The following is a 16668-nucleotide window of genomic DNA, read 5'->3' as shown; positions in this document are numbered from 1 at the left end:
TTTGCGCGGGCTCAAGGGCTCGCACAAACCGGTTTTTGCGTTAGGCCGAGGCCACTGCCTCTTCTTTGGGCCGGGGCGCAAACCAGAGAGTTACGATGGCGCCGATAATGATGGCCAGGGTCGGCAAGAGCATCGACTGGGCCATTGCCTCGGCGTATCCGTTTCTAAATGGCTCTGCGAGCTGCCCCACCGTTTCGGTGCCAATGCCCGCGTCTTCACCGAGTTTGGAGCTCAGGCGTGCCGACATGAGCATGGCCATGGCTGCCGAGCCGAGCACCGCGCCAAGCTGGCGGCTCGTGTTGTAGACACCAGATGCGGCGCCAGCGTGAACCGGGTTGACGCTGTACATCGTGATCGAGGCGAGCGGCCCCCACATCATCGAGTTTGCGACGCCGAGAATCGTGCTCGGGATGAGCAGCAGCGCGATGTGGCCTTCGCCCAGCATGAGCGGAACATAGCTCGCGATACCGATGCCCTGCAGCGTGAGGCCGAGGGTGTTGACGCGGCGGCTGTCGCGACGGTCGACGAGCTTGCCGATGGGCCTCGCGAGAATGATTGAGAGCACCGCCTGCGGCAGGAGCATGAGCGCCGACTGCGCTGGAGTAAGCCCTCGAACGAGTTGCAGGTAGAACATGAGCGGCAGTGCGAGTGCAGTCGTGGTCAGGCCAACGAGCATGATGGCGATGCTGCCAACCGAGAAGTTTCGGTCGGCGAACATGGTGAGCGGCATGAGCGGTTCACCACGCTGCACCTTTTGCCACACGACGAAGAGCGCGAGCACGATAACGCCGGTGATGATGAGGCCCCAGATACTCACCGGGCCCCACATCGTGCCCCAGTCGAAGGTTTCACCCTCCTGAATACCAAAGACCACGAGGAAGGTGCCGAGGGCGCTCAACACCACGCCCAGAATGTCGAAGCGGTGCGCGTTGGTAGGCAACACCGGCACGTTGCGCATGGTCAGCCAAAAGGCAACGATGCCGACGGGCACATTGATGAAGAAGATCCACTCCCAGCCCACCGCACCAAGCAAGAAGCCACCAAGAATAGGCCCGACGAGCATTGCAACGCCAGCGGTCACGCCCCAGATCGCCATCGCGCTCCCGCGCTGGTTGGGCGGGAAGATACGGGTAATGACCGACATCGTCTGCGGGGTCATACATGAAGCGCCAATGCCCTGCAGCGCGCGAGCAGCAACAAGGGTCTCGATGTTCGGCGCGAGGCCGCACATGAGCGAGGCAATCGTGAAGGTCGCGAGGCCGACGAGGTACACACGACGCGGGCCGAAGCGATCGCCAAGACGACCGGTAATGAGCAGCGGCACCGCGTATGCGAGCAGGTATGCGCTCGTGGCCCAGAGAGTAGCCGTCATCGTGGTATCGAGGCCACGCATGATGGTGGGATTTGCTACCGACACGATCGTCGTGTCGACGAGAATCATGAAGAATCCGAGCACCAGGGTCCATAGGGCCGCCCACGGTCTAATGGTCGTATTCTGCTTCATGGATCCCTCTCTTCGTGAACCCTCAGAGTCTACTCCAGCGCTGTTCGGCTCTCCTGAGCCTCGGCCACCCTTTTCGCCTTGACTTTTCGTGGTCGATACCAGACGGTAAACCACACGGTCGCGAGAATCGCGAGCGCAACGAGCGCCGAGATTGCTGGCGGAATAGTAGCGGCAAAGCGCATGACCGACGATTCAAGCGTGAACTGTTGCTCGACCGTAAAGACGCTGCCGAGGCTCGCCGTTCCATTCGTGATCACGAGCAGCACCCCGACAATCACCGTGAGCGCTCCCCCAATGATCTGGGTCCACGTATTGCTCCAGCGCCCGACGTGGACGGTTCTTGGCCGAACGAGGGTGCGGATCGCGGGAGTCTTTTCCCACAACAGCGCGAGCACGAGCAACGGAATCACCATGCCGGTCGCAAACGCGAACATGATGAGCCCGCCGTACAGCGGGTTCGCCCCTGCGCCAGCGACGGTGAGCACCGCACCAAGCAGGGGGCCCGCACACACTCCAGCGACACCGTAGATTGTGCCGAGCGCAAAGACCGATGCCACCGAGGTCGACTCTGCACTCCGTTGTCGCGTCAGACCGGGAATGGGCAAGCCGAGCAGCATTGCCGCCCCAAGAAGAATCACGAGCACCGCTGCGACGAGCACAATGGTTTCGCGGTACTGCTGAATCCACAGCCCCAGTGAGCCCGCAAGCAAACCGAGCGGAACAAGCGTCACCGAGAGCCCCGCGAAGAAAATGCCGGTGCGGGCGATGATGGCGCCCGGGTTAGTAAAGGCGTAAGCGAAGAAGGCGGGCAGAAGCATCACAGAGCATGGGCTCAGGAGCGTCAGCATACCGGCGAGCAGCGCCCCAAGAAGACCGATCGACACGAGTTACCGACCCGCGCTCTCCAGCTGCTGGTCAATGACCTGCCTGAAGGTGTCGATCTCTTGAGCACCGTTAAGCTGCTGCGAGTCTGTGAGCGTGCCTGAGGTTGCAACAACGAAGAATGGCACCCCACTGATGCCCATCTGCTGGGCCTGCTGGGTGCTGGCCTGCACCTCCTGACGCAAGCCCTCGCTAGCGAAATCTTTCGCGAAGGCGTCGAGATCGAGGTCGAGCTCGGCAGCGAGGTCGGTCAGCTGCTTCTCGTCGAGGTTCGGCTTAGCCCCGTCAGCGCTCAGCCCGTACACCTTGAAGAGGTAGTCAAAGTAGCGGTCCTGCAGACCGGCTGCCCTCGCAGCAACAGCCGCGTCTTCGGCTTGTTCACCGATGAAGGTCACATCGTGAACTTCGAGACGCACCTTGCCGCTGTCGATGTACTCCTTCACGATCGTCGGGAGCGTATCGCGGTGGTAGAGGCCACAGTATGGGCACGTGTAGTCGGTCCACTCATAGATCGTGACGGGGGCGTCTGCCTTGCCAAGCACCATATAGGGTTCTGCGCTCAAATCGGGCTCCGTAGCAGCCTGCTCGCCACCATCGGCGACCTGCGCGGTGTCACCCTGCGCAGGATTTGCGTCGTTCTGCGTCTGGTTCCACAGGAGCGTATAGGCGCCCCCAACAAATACGAGTGCAATCGCAAGAATGAGACTCAGAATACGCTGCTGGCGCAGCTTCTTTGTGAGCTGGGCAACGGTCTGTTCAGAGTGTGTCACGTTCATGGCCCTTTAAGCCTATAAGACGCTTGTGCTTTTGACCTGAACGGGCTTCGTCCTTCTAGCTCAGCGACATCGGCTTCACGATGTCGGCATAGATAAGCAGGAGTGTCATGCCGAGCAGGAGCGTCGCGACGACGAGAGTCACGGGAACCATCTTGGCGGTGTCGACCGGGCCTGGATCACCCTTACCGAAAAGCTTCCAGAGCCGGCGTTTTGCCCCCTCATATAGAGCCCCGGCAATATGCCCTCCGTCGAGTGGCGTGAGGGGAATGAGGTTAAACACGAAGAGCGCAACGTTCAGCGATGCGAGAAGACCGACCATGGCTTGTGCTTTGTCGACGACCGGTGTCGTGTCGTTGCTCACGAGGTCACCGGCGATACGGCCGACACCGACAACGCTGACCGGGCCGTTCAGCGCGCGCTCTTCGCTCCCAAAAGCTGCCTGCCATACATCGACGAGGCGCTGCGGCATATGAATGATCACGTCGCCCACGGCCCGAATGTTGTCAAAAACAAGGGCGGGTGCAGCGGTCACAGGCTGGCGTTCGAGTTCCATAGTGGGTACGACACCCATCATGCCGACCGATTCGACCTCGACTTCACCGTCTGGGCCAACAATCTTCGCTCCAGAAGCATCGGCACGGGCCCGTTCGTTGACTGCGGGGGTCAACTGCAATATCTGCGTTTTCCCCTCGCGCTCAATCTCAAAGTTCAACGGTTGCCCAGGGCTCGCTGCGACGATCTCGCGAACACGATCCCACTCGGTCATCGCTTCGCCGTCGATCGCGACAACCTTGTCGCCAGGTAGGAGCCCAGCGGCCGCGGCCGGAGCTTCCGGCATGTCGCTCGTGCACTCCGTCGCCTGCGCGTTCGCAGAGACGAGGCACTCATTGACCTGCCCCACCGTGGTCGTTGCTTGAGGCACGCCAAACCCGGCAACGAGAATCGCGTAGAAGATGATCGCGAGCACAAGGTTCATGAGCGGGCCACCGAGCATGATGATGACCTTTTTCCACTCGGCAAGCCGGTAGAACGCACGATCATCGTCACCAGCAGTGATCGTTTCAGCGCTCGCTTTTCGGGCTTCACCGACCACTTCTTGGAAGAAGCCAGTGGTCGATTCGCGCGAGACCTCGCCCGGATGTTTCGGCGGATACATGCCGATCATCGAAACGTAGCCGCCGAGCGGGATGAGTTTGAACCCGTACTCGGTTTCACCTTTCTTTCGAGACCACAGGGTCTTGCCAAAGCCCACCATGAACTGAGTGACTTTGACCCGAAAGAGCTTTGCGGGCAACAGGTGCCCCACCTCATGCAGGGCAATCGAGAGCGCGAGGCCCACGAAAATAATGAGCACCCCGAAGAGGTAGAGCAGCGCGTCTTGCACGATCGAGGGCTACTGCACGGTAGCGGGCATTGAGCCCAGGATGTCGAGCACGAAGACCATCACGTCATCTTCTTCGTGGCCCATGCTCTTCAGTCGCTCGCCACCATAACCGCCGTCTTCAGCGGGCACGATTGACATCACGCGTGAGCCAACGGTTTGCCCCACGAGCGCATCACGAAAACCTCGAATGACGGGTAGCTTCGCGCCGACCTCGGCTGCTTCTTCATCGGTTGCAGCATTGAAGTGGCTGAATTCGCCACGTGACCAGCTTGAGTCGAACTCTTCTCCGGTGCGCATGATCACGCCACGGTAGTGCACGAAGACTGTGTCGCCAGGCTTAATCTCGTCGCCCTTGCCCTTCACCATCGTCTCGACCGTAAGCGTTTCGGGTGCCTTCGCAGAGTCAGGAATCGTGATGGTCGGCTCACCATTCTTGGCGATTGATACCTCGGGCAGGTCAGCAGGAAGTTTCACGTCTTCGCCCTCGGCTTTTTCGAGCTCTGGAACGTACAGGTCAGAGACGATGACGAGCGTCTCGTCAGCCGTCGCCTTGTCTTTGCCCACGACGTCTTGCTTCGGGGTCACGATGACGACGCGCTCGCCCCCCTTGGCGCAGTTGAGCGTCTGCTTCACCCAGGGCGAGTAGCTGCCCGTCGCGGTGAGCATCGTCTGAGTGAACTCGGTCACGCTGCCGTCAGCGCCATCAAACACGGTGAGGCTCGTAAAGACGTTCTCGTCTTCGCCAATATCGTCGCTCTTGCCCCGCTGGTCGGTTTCGAGCACGGTGCGCTCGACCTTGTCAGCTTTGATGGGCTTATCGAGGTCAAGCTTCAGCTGCTCACCGAAACCGCCCTCGACCTTTACCGAGTCGCTCAGCGAGCCTGGCTCGACACAGCCATCGGCAACGGGCTTCTCATCACCCGTGCACGAGGTGAGCGTGCCCGCGAGCAGCAAGACGGCAGGAATAAGGGCGAGCGTACGTTTCACGAGACTCCATCCAGGGGTTCAGCGGCGCCACTTGGGCGAAGATCATTCGTATCGAGTATTGCGCGTGAAGCTCTCGAAAAGCTGAAGATTCACGGTGTCTACTATTCTGTTGAATATGCCTTCTCACGTTGCGACTCGCCCGGGGTGGCTCTACTTTGTCGGCAGAAGCGTTTTGCGCCCTCTGCTCTGGGTGCGCTACCACCCGCGCGTCATCGGTTCTGAATCAGTACCACACAACGGGCCGGTGCTGCTCGTCAGTAATCATCTCTCAGGCCTCGACACCATTCTCATTCCGTGCTTCTCACCGCGGCAGGTTCGCTTTCTCGCGAAAGCATCACTCTTTGCGACTCCGTTCAAGAACTGGGTCATGCGCGGCGTTGGTGCCGTTCCCGTGCAACGAGAGGCAAGCAATGAAGCTCAGCAAGCGCTCGAAACCGGTCGTGACCTTCTTCTCTCAGGCAGCGTGTTTGCCGTTTTTCCCGAGGGCTCACGTTCAACCACGGGTCTCTTAAACAAGGGCCGAAGCGGAGCCGCCTGGCTCGCCCTCGAAACGGGTGCGACCGTCGTGCCCATAGGCCTCCAGGGCACGGGCCACCATTCCCACCAGAGCCACGGGAAACAGCCCGTCGTCATTCGTTTTGGCGCGCCGCTCGAACTCGATGATCTCAGCGATCTCCCGCGAGGCCGTGCCCGCCGAGAGGCAACAGAGCGCATCATGCGCGCGATTCAGGAGCTCAGCGGTCAAGCGTTCTCTGGCGAATACGCCGAGGGAGGCAGGGGCGCCTAGCCCGCCGAGGGCTCACTCTTCGAGGGCGTAGGGCCGCCCATTCGGGCAAGAATGCGACCGGACTGCCGAACGACAAAAATGACGAGGAGCGCTAACAGCACCAGGTCGAGCGCAATATAGATGTAGTGCCACGGTGACTGCCCCGGATCGGCTCCCGCCAGCACCTCGTTCGTTCGGGCATTGAGTGGCGGCCGAACGACAGAGACCTTGAGCACGAGCACGATGACGATGCTCAGCAGCAACCCCTTGAGCCCCGCGGCGAGCGCTGTCACACGCGGCCAAAAGCTCACCACGATAAGGGCGAGGGCCAGCAACAGCTCAACGGCGTTGAGCGCGGTGAACACGAGGCGCCCGATGCCGAGCCCCAGCGGAATCGTGATGCCGGGTGCCTGGAACTTGAGGGGCGCCTCAATGAACGAGATGGCGAAAACGACGCCGATCCACAGCACCGGCAATACCAACTGCCAGATCATTGCACGCGGTTGCCGCACCTGTTGCTCAGCCATCGTTATCCCTTCTCAGCGAGCGCTTGCTCGTACAGTTCTCTCGCGACGAGGCCCGTTTCTTGAGCGACCTGCTTGGTCGCGTCTTTGAGGCGAACACCGGCCGCGACCCGGTCGCGCACGAGCCCGAGCCCGTCGCTCAGCGAAACCACCGCAGGCTCGCCACCAGCGACAACGATCACGACTTCGCCGCGTACACCCTCGGCTGCCCAGTCGGCGAGCTCAGCGAGCGTTCCTCGCTGCACTTCTTCATACAGTTTCGTCAGCTCACGGCACACCGCCGCGCGACGCTCTGCCCCCATCGCTTCGGCCATCGCACGCAGCGTCGCTTCGACCCTCTGCGGCGCCTCAAAGAACACCATCGTGCGCCGTTCTTCGGCGAGCGCCGAGTATGTACGCACCCGCTCTTCGTGCTTGCGTGGCGCGAAACCCTCGAAGCTAAAGCGGTCGGTCGGCAGGCCCGAAAGCGCAAGGGCGGTCGTCACCGCCGACGGCCCAGGAATCACCGTCACCTCGACCCCCTGCTGCACTGCCTCTTGCACAAGCCGGTAGCCAGGGTCAGAGACCGTCGGCATACCCGCATCACTCACAACGACAAGGTCTTCATGCCTGGCGCGCTCGACGAGCCCCGCTGCTCGCTCACGCTCGTTGTGGTCGTGGAGCGCGAGTAGTTCGGGCCGGTTTTCAATCTCGAGCAGACGAAGCAGGTTTGCCGTGTGCCGCGTGTCTTCGCAGGCGACCACCGTCGCACCCTCGAACACCTCGCGCAGTCTCGCCGAGGCGTCGCCGAGGTTACCGATGGGCGTTGCGGCGAGAATAATCATGGTGCCATCGTACCGTTCAGGGGCGCGTCGGGCTTTTTCATACACAGGCACTAGACTTCGTACGTTCAGCAGTGAGTGAAGTATACGAAGAGAGGGCGAATCATGAACGGCATCAAGCAGGTTCTCTCTCATACCGGCAAAAGCTATTTTCCTATTGCGTTCGTAGCCCGCCTGCCCTACGCGATGATGGTCGTGGGCGTGCTCACCCTCGTCGTTTCAGGGCGTGGCTCGATGCAACTCGGCGGCCTCAACTCGGCCGCGGTCGGGCTCGGCGCCGCGATCTTCGGGCCGCTCATCGGTGCTGCAGCCGACCGCTTCGGCCAGCGGGCAACCCTGCTCGTGACCGCGTCGATTAACGCGGCTGCTCTCGGAGCCCTCGCGTGGATCGTCTACAGCCCCCTACCCAACTGGGTCATGCTGCTCGGCTCGTTCGTTGTGGGAGCCTCTGCCCCGCAGACCTCACCCATGTCCCGTTCACGCGTGGTCACGATCGTCAAGACGAAGGTGCCCGCCTCTGGCCGCGACCGCGTGCTCGGCGGAGCGATGGCCTACGAGTCAACGGCCGACGAACTCGTTTTCGTCTTCGGCCCCTTCATCGTGGGCGTACTCGCGGTCGCTTTCGGTGCAGGCGCACCGATCATTGGCGCGGCGATTCTCACCATCTTTTTCGTGGGTGCCTTTGCACTGCATCACACGGCAGCCCCGTCGCAGTCGGCCGAAGAGCGAGCCGCAACGCTTGCCCCTGCGAAAGAGCTATTCGCGCCGCGGCTCATCATCATCGTTGCCGGCATTCTTGGCGTCGGGCTCTTTTTCGGTTCGATGCTCACGGCCCTCACGGCATACATGCAGAGCTTCGGAACCTCAGAGCGCGCAGGCATTCTCTACGGCATCATGGGCATCGGTTCTGCCGTCTTCGCCCTCTCGGTCGCGTTCTTCTCACCACGCTTCACGAAGCGGTCACGCTGGCTCGTGTTCTCACTCGTGATGCTCATAGGCGCTATCTTCTTGCAGTTTGCGACAAGCCAGGCAATGATCATTGTCGCTCTCGCGTTCATCGGTTGCGGCATCGGCCCCGTGCTCGTCACGCAGTACAGCTTCGCCGCTGACCGCAGCCCCGAGGGCCGTAGTGCAACGGTCATGACGATGCTCGGCTCGGCGATCATCGTCGGCCAGTCGACCACCTCGGCAATTACCGGGTGGATCGCAGAGGCTCACGGCCCAGACGCCGCATTCCTGGTGCCACTTGGTGCCACGATCGTGGTTGTCGTCACGGGCATCGCAAACTTCTTCATGACCCCCAGCGGTTTTACGCCGTCAACGCACACAGGCCAACTCCCTGTGCAACCATCAGCATGAAGTGGAACAATGGAGGAATGGCTACGGTTCTCTCTCCACAAGAAGTTCAGCACCACCGTCAAGGCTTTCCCTTCTTTGCCAATCCACCGGTGGTGAACGGCAAACCACTTGCCTATCTCGATTCGGGGGCTACGTCGCAACGCCCGGCGCGCGTGCTCGACGCCGAGCGCGACTTTCTTGAACGGGCCAACGCATCGGTGCACCGCGGCGCAAGCGTCGCAACCGGCTCTGCCACCGAGGCGTTTGAGGGTGCCCGTCAGGCCGTCGCTGGCCTCGTGGGCGCGCAGACCGACGAGATCGTGTGGGCTATGAACGCGACTGACGCGCTCAACGTACTTGCCCAGGGCATTGCCGAGGCAAGCGGCCCCCTCGCGGGCGTCGGGCTCGGCGGGGCAACGAGCGAACGTTTTGCACTTTCGACGGGCGACGAGATTCTCGTCACCGAGGCAGAGCACCACGCGAACCTCATCCCGTGGCAGCGCCTCGCGCTTCGCACCGGAGCAACACTGAAGTGGATCCCCGTGAACGAGCACGGCACGTGGTCACTCGACGATATACGCGAGGCCATCACCGAGCGAACCAAGATCGTGGCGTTCGCCCACGTTTCGAACGTGACCGGGTTCGTCGCCCCCGTCGCTGAGGTGGCCAAAATCGCCCGCGAGCGTGGCGCGTTCACCGTGCTCGACGCATGCCAGTCGGTCCCTCACATTTCTGTGAACCTCGCCGAACTAGGCGTTGATTTCGCCGTGTTCTCTGGCCACAAGATGCTCGGGCCGAACGGCATCGGAGTGCTCTACGGCAAGGCAGAGCATCTCGCCGAGCTGCCCCCAGCACGCACCGGCGGAAGCTCGATCATGCGCGTCACAATGGAAGAAACCACGTTCCTGCCAGCACCCCTCAAATTTGAGGCAGGCACGCAGCCCGTGTCACAGGTCATCGGCCTTGGCGAGGCGGCTCGCTACCTCGCAGAGGTCGGTATGCACCGCATTGAGGCAAGCGAAGCGGCGCTCGTTGAGCAGCTCGTCGACGGGGTGCAAGCCAATAAAGGCCTTCGTTTACTCGGTATGCCAAGCGCTCAAGACCGAGTGGCACTGGCTGCGGTCGAGGTGCTCGGTATTCACGCGCACGACGTGGGCCAGGTGCTCGACGGGCTCGGCGTACAGGTTCGGGTCGGCCACCACTGCGCCCAGCCTCTACACCGCGCGGTCGGCATGACCGCGAGTGTTCGCGCAAGTGTGCACCTCACAACAACCCCCGATGAAATTGACCGTTTTCTTGAAGGCCTGCGCGAGGCGCAGCGCTACTTCGGAGTGGAGTAAACCCCTTTGTCACACGAACTTGACGACCTCTACCAGCAGCTCATTCTCGAACACTCGCGTCGCCCCATGGGCAAGGGCGAGCTCGATGCTCCTGAGGGGTCGATAACCGCGTCGCACCACGAATACAACCCGAGCTGCGGTGACGAGCTCACCCTCTCGATTGCTGCCAACCCCGAGACAGGCGAGCTCACCGACCTCAAATGGGAGGGCCAGGGTTGCTCCATCTCGATGGCCTCGGCGTCGATCCTCTCCCAGCTTTTCAAAGAAGAGGGCGGTTTCACCCTCGAAGAGGCTGAAACCCGCATCGCAGCGTTCCGCGAGATGATTCAGTCACGCGGCACGATTGAACCAGACGAAGACCTGCTCGGTGACGCGGTTGCCTTGCGCGGGGTTTCGCAGTTTGTCATGCGCGTCAAATGCGCCATGCTGGGCTGGGTCGCCCTTGAAGCCGATCTGCGTCACGTGCGCGCCGCACTCGTGCGAGAATAGAGCAGTGACGAATACGCAAACCCCCGCGCAATACGCCGACTGGAGCCACCTGTACTCGGGCAAGGTTCGAGATCTCTACGAACCAGCCGACGGTTCACGCGAGCATCTACTCGTCGTCACGAGTAACCGGGTGAGCGCATTCGACTTCATGCTTGAGCCCCCGATTCCCGAGAAGGGTGCCGTGCTCACGGCGCTGTCTCGCTGGTGGTTTGCCGAACTCGGGGTGCCCCACCACCTCGCGACCGAAGGGCCAGAAGCGCCCGCCGAGGTCGCCGACCGGTCGATGGTCACCATGCGCCTCGATATGCTGCCCATCGAGTGCGTCGTGCGCGGCGCGATCACCGGATCGGGCTACGCCGAATACCGTGAGACCGGTGCCGTGTGCGGCATCGAATTGCCACAGGGCCTCTCAGACGGCGATCTGCTCGAGACCCCGATCTTCACGCCCGCGTTCAAGGCAGAGCTCGGCGATCACGACGAGAACATCACGTTCGAGCGCGCTTGCGAAATTGTAGGGCCTGAAACCGCGGCCGAGTTGCGCGAGCTCTCGCTCACAATCTTCACCCGTGCTCGCGACCTCGCGGCCGCCCGCGGCCTTATTCTCGCCGACACCAAGTTTGAGTTTGGCAGGCACCCAGAAACGGGCGAGCTCATTCTCGCCGACGAGGTACTCACGAGCGATTCAAGCCGCTTCTGGGATGCCGACGCCTACGACGCCGGAACCGGGGCCCAGCGCATGCAGAGCTTCGACAAGCAGATCGTGCGAGATTGGCTCAGCGCCAACTGGGACAAGCAAGGTGAGCCGCCCGTGCTGCCCGAAGAAATTGTTGAGCGCACGCGCGCCCGCTACCTCGAACTGTTCACCCGCCTCACCGGCAACGAACATCTCGCCTAAACTGCTGGCCGCTCTTCAGCTATCGACCGTTAAACTACCAATACCCCATCAATACAACGCAGAAACGGAGCCACCCGTGCCCAAAATTGTTGTCGAAGTCATGCCGAAACCGGTACTGCTTGATCCGCAAGGAAAAGCAGTGTCAGGCGCCCTCGAACGCCTCGGCAAGGGAAAGTTTCACAGCGTGCGCGTAGGCAAGCGCTTTGAAATGGTCGTCGACGGCCCCATCACCGAAGAAGTGAAGTCAGAGGCCGCGCAGGTCGCCTCTGTCGTATTCGCTAACTCGGCAATTGAAGACGTCGTCTCGATCACGTTTGAAGAGGCCGAGTAATGCGAGTTGGCGTTCTCTCTTTTCCCGGCTCACTCGATGGCCGTGATGCTGAGCGGGCTATCTCGCTCTCGGGCGGCGAATCCGTCGCCCTGTGGCACGCCGACGCCGATCTCGACTCGGTAGACGCCCTCGTCATTCCCGGCGGCTGGTCATACGGCGACTACATGCGCGCCGGTGCCCTCGCTGCAATGGATCAGCCTATGCGTGCCGTCGCTGCCGCAGCCGAGGCTGGCATGCCCATTATCGGTCTTGGCAACGGCTTCCAGATTCTTGCCGCGGCCGAGATTCTGCCCGGCACCTTCACCTTCAACGATGGCCAGGAGTTTCTGCGCGCCGATCAGAAGGTCAGCATCGAGTCGGTCTCAACGCCGTTCACCAGCGCATTTGAAAAGGGCGAAGAGATCATTCTCCCGCTTCGCGCCAAGAGCGGCCGCTACGTGCTCGACGCCGATACGCTCGCGTCACTCGAAGATCAGGGACGCGTTGTTGCCCGCTACGTCGGCGAGAACCCGAACGGCTCAGTCGGAGCCGTCGCTGCTGTCTCGAACGAGCGCGGCAACGTCGTTGGCATCATGCCCCACCCCGAGTTCGCCGTTGAGGCTGGCTTCGGCCCCGATACCCCTGGCGCAATGCGCTCGGGCATCGACGGCGCACGCTTCTTCGACAGCCTGCTCGCGACCGTGAACGCGTAACCGCTTAGAATAACGAAAGCGGCGGATCCACTCGGGATCCGCCGCTTTTTTCATCTCACGAGATCGACCGCTCGCGCGCTCCTCACGCTAGTCGCGGTTCAGCACCGAGAAATCTGGCTGCCCATCGGCCTTCATCGGGAACGGGGTTCCGTCGGCAAAGGTCGGCCACGGGAGCAGCGGCTGGCCTGCGGCATTGGTGCCGGGGGCGAGCTGCTGCGGCTGAGGCTGCTGCGGCTGCTGAGGTTGGGGCTGCTGCTGAGGCTGAGGCTGCTGCTGCGGGGCCGGCGGGAGCTGCTGTGCGGCAGGCTGGCCCTGGTAGGCAGCGGGAACCTGGAGGTGCTGCGACGATGCATACGGCGGCTGGCTCATCGGGTAGTGCGGCGCCTGCTGGAGCGTCTGCTCTGCGGCTGCTGCGCGCTCCTGCGACTTGAAGTACCAGGTGAGCAAGAGCGTCACCGCGATACCGAGGCCAGCGAGAATGAGCGTTGCGACCGAGAACTTCCAGTAAAGCTCAGGAACCCAAACGCGGAACGCGTCGAACGCCAGAGGAGCAGTGAAGAGCACCAGGGCGAGCGATGAAAGGACCGCGGTAATTTGCGCGGTTTGCGCAAGCGCTGGCTCAGCGTGCCGTGCACGTTTGAACAAGAACTCGGCGCACAGCACGAGCAGCCGCGTGAGAACGATCACGTAGACCGACTGCCAGAAGATCGTGAAGCTGAGCGAGAAGCTCGAGTACGGCGTGACCCAGATCACAATGAGGAGCAAGCCCAACAGGTACGTGTTTGCCATGATGGCAAACGGAGCGTACCAGTCGTTGCCTCTCTCACGCTTCGTATCAATCATGGTGAGCACCACGAACACCGCAAACAGGGTGAGCGTTGAAAACACGCGCTCTGAACGGCCTTGGAAGTCGCCAATGAACAGCAGCGCGATCGCGAGCACGGTCACGAGCGAGAGCACCGCAATGCTCATCTTCATAAAGGCAGACAGTTTCGAGTGCGGACGGTTCGGCGCACCAACCGTTTCTTCGTTTTCAGTCATGGCACCAGTATGTCGCATAGGGGCGTTTTCGTGCTGAATACACAGTTTTCTCGAACCTCCCACGGCGAATGTATATCTTGCAGACCGATAGAATGATCTTGTTCCAGCTTCCCTTCCACCCATGGAGTATTACGCGTGAACATTTCACCCTCACAGCAGCCCGACACCGTTGCCAACGCACAGGCAACGCCCGAACTCGAACAGCCCTATGCGGCGCTCGGTCTCGCAGACGACGAGTACCAGCAGATTCGTGACATTCTCGGCCGCCGCCCAACCTCGGGCGAGCTTTCGATGTACTCCGTCATGTGGTCTGAGCACTGCTCATACAAATCGTCGAAGGTTCACCTGCGCCAGTTCGGCCAGAAGACCAACGAAAAGATGCAAGAAAACCTCATCGTCGGCATCGGCGAGAACGCCGGCGTTGTAGATATCGGTGAAGGCTGGGCCATCACGTTCAAGGGTGAGAGCCACAATAGCCCCTCGTTCATCGAGCCGTTCCAGGGCGCCGCAACCGGCGTTGGCGGCATCATTCGCGACATCATCTCAATGGGCGCTCGGCCTGTCGCGATCATGGACCAGCTGCGCGTAGGCGACATCGACCACCCCGACACCGCTCGCGTACTGCGCGGCGCCGTTGAGGGCGCAAGCTTCTACGCCGGTGCACTCGGCCTGCCGAACATCGGCGGCGAGACCGTCTTCAACAAGGTTTACCAGGGCAACCCCCTCGTGAACGTGCTGGGCGTTGGCGCGCTGCGTCACGAAGATCTGCACCTCGCGAAGGCCTCGGGTAAGGGCACCAAGGTTGTTATTTTCGGCGCTCGCACCGGTGCCGATGGCATCGGCGGCGCCTCAGTCCTCGCCTCAGCTGACTTCTCAGAAGACGGCCCGACCGACCGCCCAGCGGTTCAGCTCGGCGACCCCTTCCTCGAGAACCTCATCATCGACTGCTGCCTCGAGCTCTTCGCCGAGGGCCTCGTTGAGGGTATTCAGGATCTCGGTGCCGCTGGCATCTCGTGTGCGACGAGCGAGCTCGCAGCAAACGGTGACGGTGGCATGTACATCGAGCTCGACAGCGTCCCCGTGCGTGACGAGGCGATGACCGCCGAAGAGATCCTCATGTCTGAGAGCCAGGAACGCATGATGGCGGTCGTTACCCCCGCCAACCTCGAGCGCTTCCTCGAAATCGCCGACAAGTGGAAGGTCGAAGCAGCCGTGATCGGTGAGGTCACCGACAACGGCCGCCTCATCATCAACTGGCGTGGCGAAGAGATCGTCAACGTCGACCCTTCAACCGTCGCCAACGACGGCCCCGTTTACGAGCGCCCCATGCAGGAGCCCTCATGGCTCGCTGAGTTGCAGGCCGACAGCGCCTCGAAGCTCGCTCGCCCCACCACCGGCGCCGAGCTGCGCGACCAGTTCGTCAGCGTCGTCACGAGCCCGAACCAGGCCTCGAAAGAATGGCTCACGAACCAGCTCGACAGCTACGCGCAGGGCAACACCGCCCTCACCTTCCCTGACTCGGCAGGCATGATTCGCGTCGACGAAGAGAGCGGTCTTGGCATCGCGGTTTCTGCCGATGCCAACAGCCGTTACTGCCAGCTCGATGCTTACCGTGGCACGCAGCTTGCTCTCGCAGAGGCTTTCCGCAACGTCGCCGTCACCGGCGCCGTGCCGATGGCGGTCACCAACTGCCTCAACTTCGGCAGCCCCGAGAACCCTGAGGTCATGTGGCAGTTCGCGAAGGCCGTTGAGGGTCTCGCCGACGGCTGCCTCGAGCTCGAGATTCCCGTCACCGGCGGCAACGTCTCGATGTACAACTCGACAGGCCAGACCCCAATTTACCCGACCCCCGTCGTGGGCGTCGTGGGCGTCATCGACAACGTCGCACGCCGCATCCCGAGCGGCTGGCAGGACGAGGGCGAGAACCTCTACCTGCTCGGCGTGACGCGCGAAGAGCTCGACGGCTCGGCATGGGCTGAGACGCTGCACGACCACCTCGGTGGCGTGCCTCCCCTGCTCGACCTCAAGGCAGAGCAGAATCTCGCAGGCCTTCTCCAGGCCGCGACCATGGGTGGCATCATCTCGGGCGCAACCGACCTCTCAGACGGTGGCCTCGGTCAGGCCGTTGCCGAGGCATCGCTGCGCTTCGGCGTTGGCGCCCGCGTCTGGCTCGACGAGATCATCTCACGCGACGGTGTTGACGCCGCGACCGCGCTTTTCTCAGAGTCGCAGGCACGGGCCCTCGTCTCGGTACCCCGCGAAGAAGACGTGAAGTTCCGTGGCCTCTGCGAGGGCCGTGGCGTTCCCGTACTGCGCGTCGGCGTGACCGACGGCACCGGCGATGCAGCTCAAATCGAGATTCAGGACCAGTTCACCATCTCGGTCGCTGAGCTCGGCGCCGCATGGCGCGAAACCCTGCCGAGCCGCTTCGCGGTCACCCCGGCAGAGTAACCGCCGCCGGCGCTGCGCCTGCTGCGTTCCGCCGCGTCTGCTGCGTCCCGCCGCGTCTCAAGGGGGGCTCCCACCGTCTGTTCGGTGGGAGCCCCCTTTGCGTTGCGCGGCCGCTCTCGTGCATCGCTCCCGTTTTCGACCGCTTGGCATCCGTGTCTTTTGCCCCTCGGCGTCTTCGCCCGTCGGCATGCTGCGCGGTCTGGCCTCCTCCACCGCTCAGGGACTCGGTCGCTCTCCCCACCCCTACACCGGTCTACTTGACGAAAAGCAGGGTGTTTTCGCTTCAACACCCTGCTTTTCGTCAAGTAAACGCAAAAAGATCTCAGCAACCTCCGAAAAGTGCCACAACACGCAGAAATAGTGTCGCCCCCCCTCTTTGCCAGGCTGGTTGTGAGTCACTCACCCATCTATTGAAGAGGAGCCCCTGGTTTGTCTATCGTGCCCGGA

16 protein-coding genes are annotated in these 16668 nt (G+C 62.0%); 8 read left to right on the top strand and 8 right to left on the bottom strand.

Annotation, left to right across the window (positions count from 1 at the left end):
• Window positions 1-40: 40 nt before the first annotated feature.
• The 5 genes from KTJ78_RS07270 to KTJ78_RS13915 are packed head-to-tail and all read right to left on the bottom strand — an operon-like array spanning window position 41 to window position 5533.
• Window positions 41-1504: an MFS transporter gene (locus KTJ78_RS07270; protein WP_217134076.1), complete on the bottom strand. Its 1464-nt coding sequence runs from the start codon at window positions 1502-1504 to the stop codon at window positions 41-43.
• Window positions 1505-1533: 29 nt separating this feature from the next.
• The gene (locus KTJ78_RS07265; protein WP_217134074.1) at window positions 1534-2388 is read right to left on the bottom strand and encodes a cytochrome c biogenesis CcdA family protein; all 855 of its coding nucleotides are present in this window, start codon (window positions 2386-2388) and stop codon (window positions 1534-1536) included.
• 3 nt (window positions 2389-2391) lie between these two features.
• Window positions 2392-3162 (bottom strand): DsbA family protein, encoded by a 771-nt coding sequence (locus KTJ78_RS07260; RefSeq protein ID WP_217134072.1) that lies wholly within the window; start codon window positions 3160-3162, stop codon window positions 2392-2394.
• Window positions 3163-3217: 55 nt separating this feature from the next.
• Window positions 3218-4546, bottom strand: coding sequence for a M50 family metallopeptidase (locus tag KTJ78_RS07255; protein ID WP_217134071.1), 1329 nt, complete (start codon window positions 4544-4546; stop codon window positions 3218-3220).
• Window positions 4547-4555: 9 nt separating this feature from the next.
• On the bottom strand, window positions 4556-5533 hold the full coding sequence (locus KTJ78_RS13915; RefSeq protein ID WP_217134069.1) for an FKBP-type peptidyl-prolyl cis-trans isomerase: 978 nt from the start codon (window positions 5531-5533) through the stop codon (window positions 4556-4558).
• A 115-nt stretch (window positions 5534-5648) separates the two neighbouring features.
• On the opposite strand from KTJ78_RS13915, the gene KTJ78_RS07245 reads away from it, so the two are divergent.
• Window positions 5649-6320 (top strand): lysophospholipid acyltransferase family protein, encoded by a 672-nt coding sequence (locus KTJ78_RS07245; RefSeq protein WP_217134067.1) that lies wholly within the window; start codon window positions 5649-5651, stop codon window positions 6318-6320.
• Here the strand turns inward: KTJ78_RS07245 and KTJ78_RS07240 are convergent.
• Both KTJ78_RS07240 and rsmI read right to left on the bottom strand, forming a co-directional pair.
• Window positions 6317-6826, bottom strand: a complete 510-nt coding sequence (locus KTJ78_RS07240; RefSeq protein ID WP_217134065.1) for a hypothetical protein — start codon at window positions 6824-6826, stop codon at window positions 6317-6319. The genes KTJ78_RS07245 and KTJ78_RS07240 overlap by 4 nt on opposite strands.
• A 2-nt stretch (window positions 6827-6828) precedes the next feature.
• The gene (rsmI, locus tag KTJ78_RS07235) at window positions 6829-7647 is read right to left on the bottom strand and encodes a 16S rRNA (cytidine(1402)-2'-O)-methyltransferase (RefSeq protein WP_217134062.1); all 819 of its coding nucleotides are present in this window, start codon (window positions 7645-7647) and stop codon (window positions 6829-6831) included.
• Window positions 7648-7749: 102 nt separating this feature from the next.
• Here rsmI and KTJ78_RS07230 point away from each other — a divergent pair, with 102 nt between their 5' ends.
• The 6 genes from KTJ78_RS07230 to purQ all read left to right on the top strand — a co-directional run bounded on the left by KTJ78_RS07230 (window position 7750) and on the right by purQ (window position 12729).
• Window positions 7750-9003, top strand: coding sequence for an MFS transporter (locus KTJ78_RS07230; protein ID WP_217134060.1), 1254 nt, complete (start codon window positions 7750-7752; stop codon window positions 9001-9003).
• A gap of 17 nt (window positions 9004-9020) precedes the next feature.
• On the top strand, window positions 9021-10322 hold the full coding sequence (locus tag KTJ78_RS07225) for an aminotransferase class V-fold PLP-dependent enzyme (RefSeq protein ID WP_217134055.1): 1302 nt from the start codon (window positions 9021-9023) through the stop codon (window positions 10320-10322).
• A gap of 6 nt (window positions 10323-10328) precedes the next feature.
• On the top strand, window positions 10329-10811 hold the full coding sequence (gene sufU, locus KTJ78_RS07220; RefSeq protein ID WP_217134053.1) for a Fe-S cluster assembly sulfur transfer protein SufU: 483 nt from the start codon (window positions 10329-10331) through the stop codon (window positions 10809-10811).
• A gap of 4 nt (window positions 10812-10815) precedes the next feature.
• Entirely contained in the window at window positions 10816-11706 is an 891-nt protein-coding gene (locus KTJ78_RS07215) for a phosphoribosylaminoimidazolesuccinocarboxamide synthase (RefSeq protein WP_217134051.1), read from the top strand.
• A gap of 76 nt (window positions 11707-11782) precedes the next feature.
• Entirely contained in the window at window positions 11783-12037 is a 255-nt protein-coding gene (locus KTJ78_RS07210) for a phosphoribosylformylglycinamidine synthase subunit PurS (protein WP_217134049.1), read from the top strand.
• Complete coding sequence (gene purQ, locus KTJ78_RS07205) at window positions 12037-12729, top strand: phosphoribosylformylglycinamidine synthase subunit PurQ (protein ID WP_217134048.1); 693 nt, start codon at window positions 12037-12039, stop codon at window positions 12727-12729. Before KTJ78_RS07210 ends, purQ begins: the two co-directional genes overlap by 1 nt.
• 87 nt (window positions 12730-12816) lie before the next feature.
• On the opposite strand, the gene KTJ78_RS07200 is transcribed toward purQ, so the two are convergent.
• A complete protein-coding gene (locus KTJ78_RS07200; protein WP_217134045.1) occupies window positions 12817-13770 on the bottom strand; it encodes a CorA family divalent cation transporter in 954 nt (317 codons plus the stop codon).
• 135 nt (window positions 13771-13905) lie between these two features.
• On the opposite strand from KTJ78_RS07200, the gene purL reads away from it, so the two are divergent.
• Entirely contained in the window at window positions 13906-16221 is a 2316-nt protein-coding gene (gene purL, locus KTJ78_RS07195) for a phosphoribosylformylglycinamidine synthase subunit PurL (protein ID WP_217134043.1), read from the top strand.
• Window positions 16222-16668 lie beyond the last annotated feature (447 nt).

The sequence above is a fragment of the Leucobacter chinensis genome, from assembly GCF_019049105.1.
Taxonomy (GTDB): Bacteria; Actinomycetota; Actinomycetes; order Actinomycetales; family Microbacteriaceae; genus Leucobacter_A; species Leucobacter_A chinensis.
This window is presented reverse-complemented; position numbering and strand designations above follow the sequence as displayed.

Coding starts and splice junctions, on each gene's coding strand:
- KTJ78_RS07270 (WP_217134076.1), bottom strand. CDS start 1,504: ATGAAGCAGAATACGACCATTAGACCGTGGGCGGCCCTATGGACCCTG.
- KTJ78_RS07260 (WP_217134072.1), bottom strand. CDS start 3,162: ATGAACGTGACACACTCTGAACAGACCGTTGCCCAGCTCACAAAGAAG.
- KTJ78_RS07245 (WP_217134067.1), top strand. CDS start 5,649: ATGCCTTCTCACGTTGCGACTCGCCCGGGGTGGCTCTACTTTGTCGGC.
- KTJ78_RS07240 (WP_217134065.1), bottom strand. CDS start 6,826: ATGGCTGAGCAACAGGTGCGGCAACCGCGTGCAATGATCTGGCAGTTG.
- rsmI (WP_217134062.1), bottom strand. CDS start 7,647: ATGATTATTCTCGCCGCAACGCCCATCGGTAACCTCGGCGACGCCTCG.
- KTJ78_RS07230 (WP_217134060.1), top strand. CDS start 7,750: ATGAACGGCATCAAGCAGGTTCTCTCTCATACCGGCAAAAGCTATTTT.
- KTJ78_RS07225 (WP_217134055.1), top strand. CDS start 9,021: ATGGCTACGGTTCTCTCTCCACAAGAAGTTCAGCACCACCGTCAAGGC.
- purQ (WP_217134048.1), top strand. CDS start 12,037: ATGCGAGTTGGCGTTCTCTCTTTTCCCGGCTCACTCGATGGCCGTGAT.
- KTJ78_RS07200 (WP_217134045.1), bottom strand. CDS start 13,770: ATGACTGAAAACGAAGAAACGGTTGGTGCGCCGAACCGTCCGCACTCG.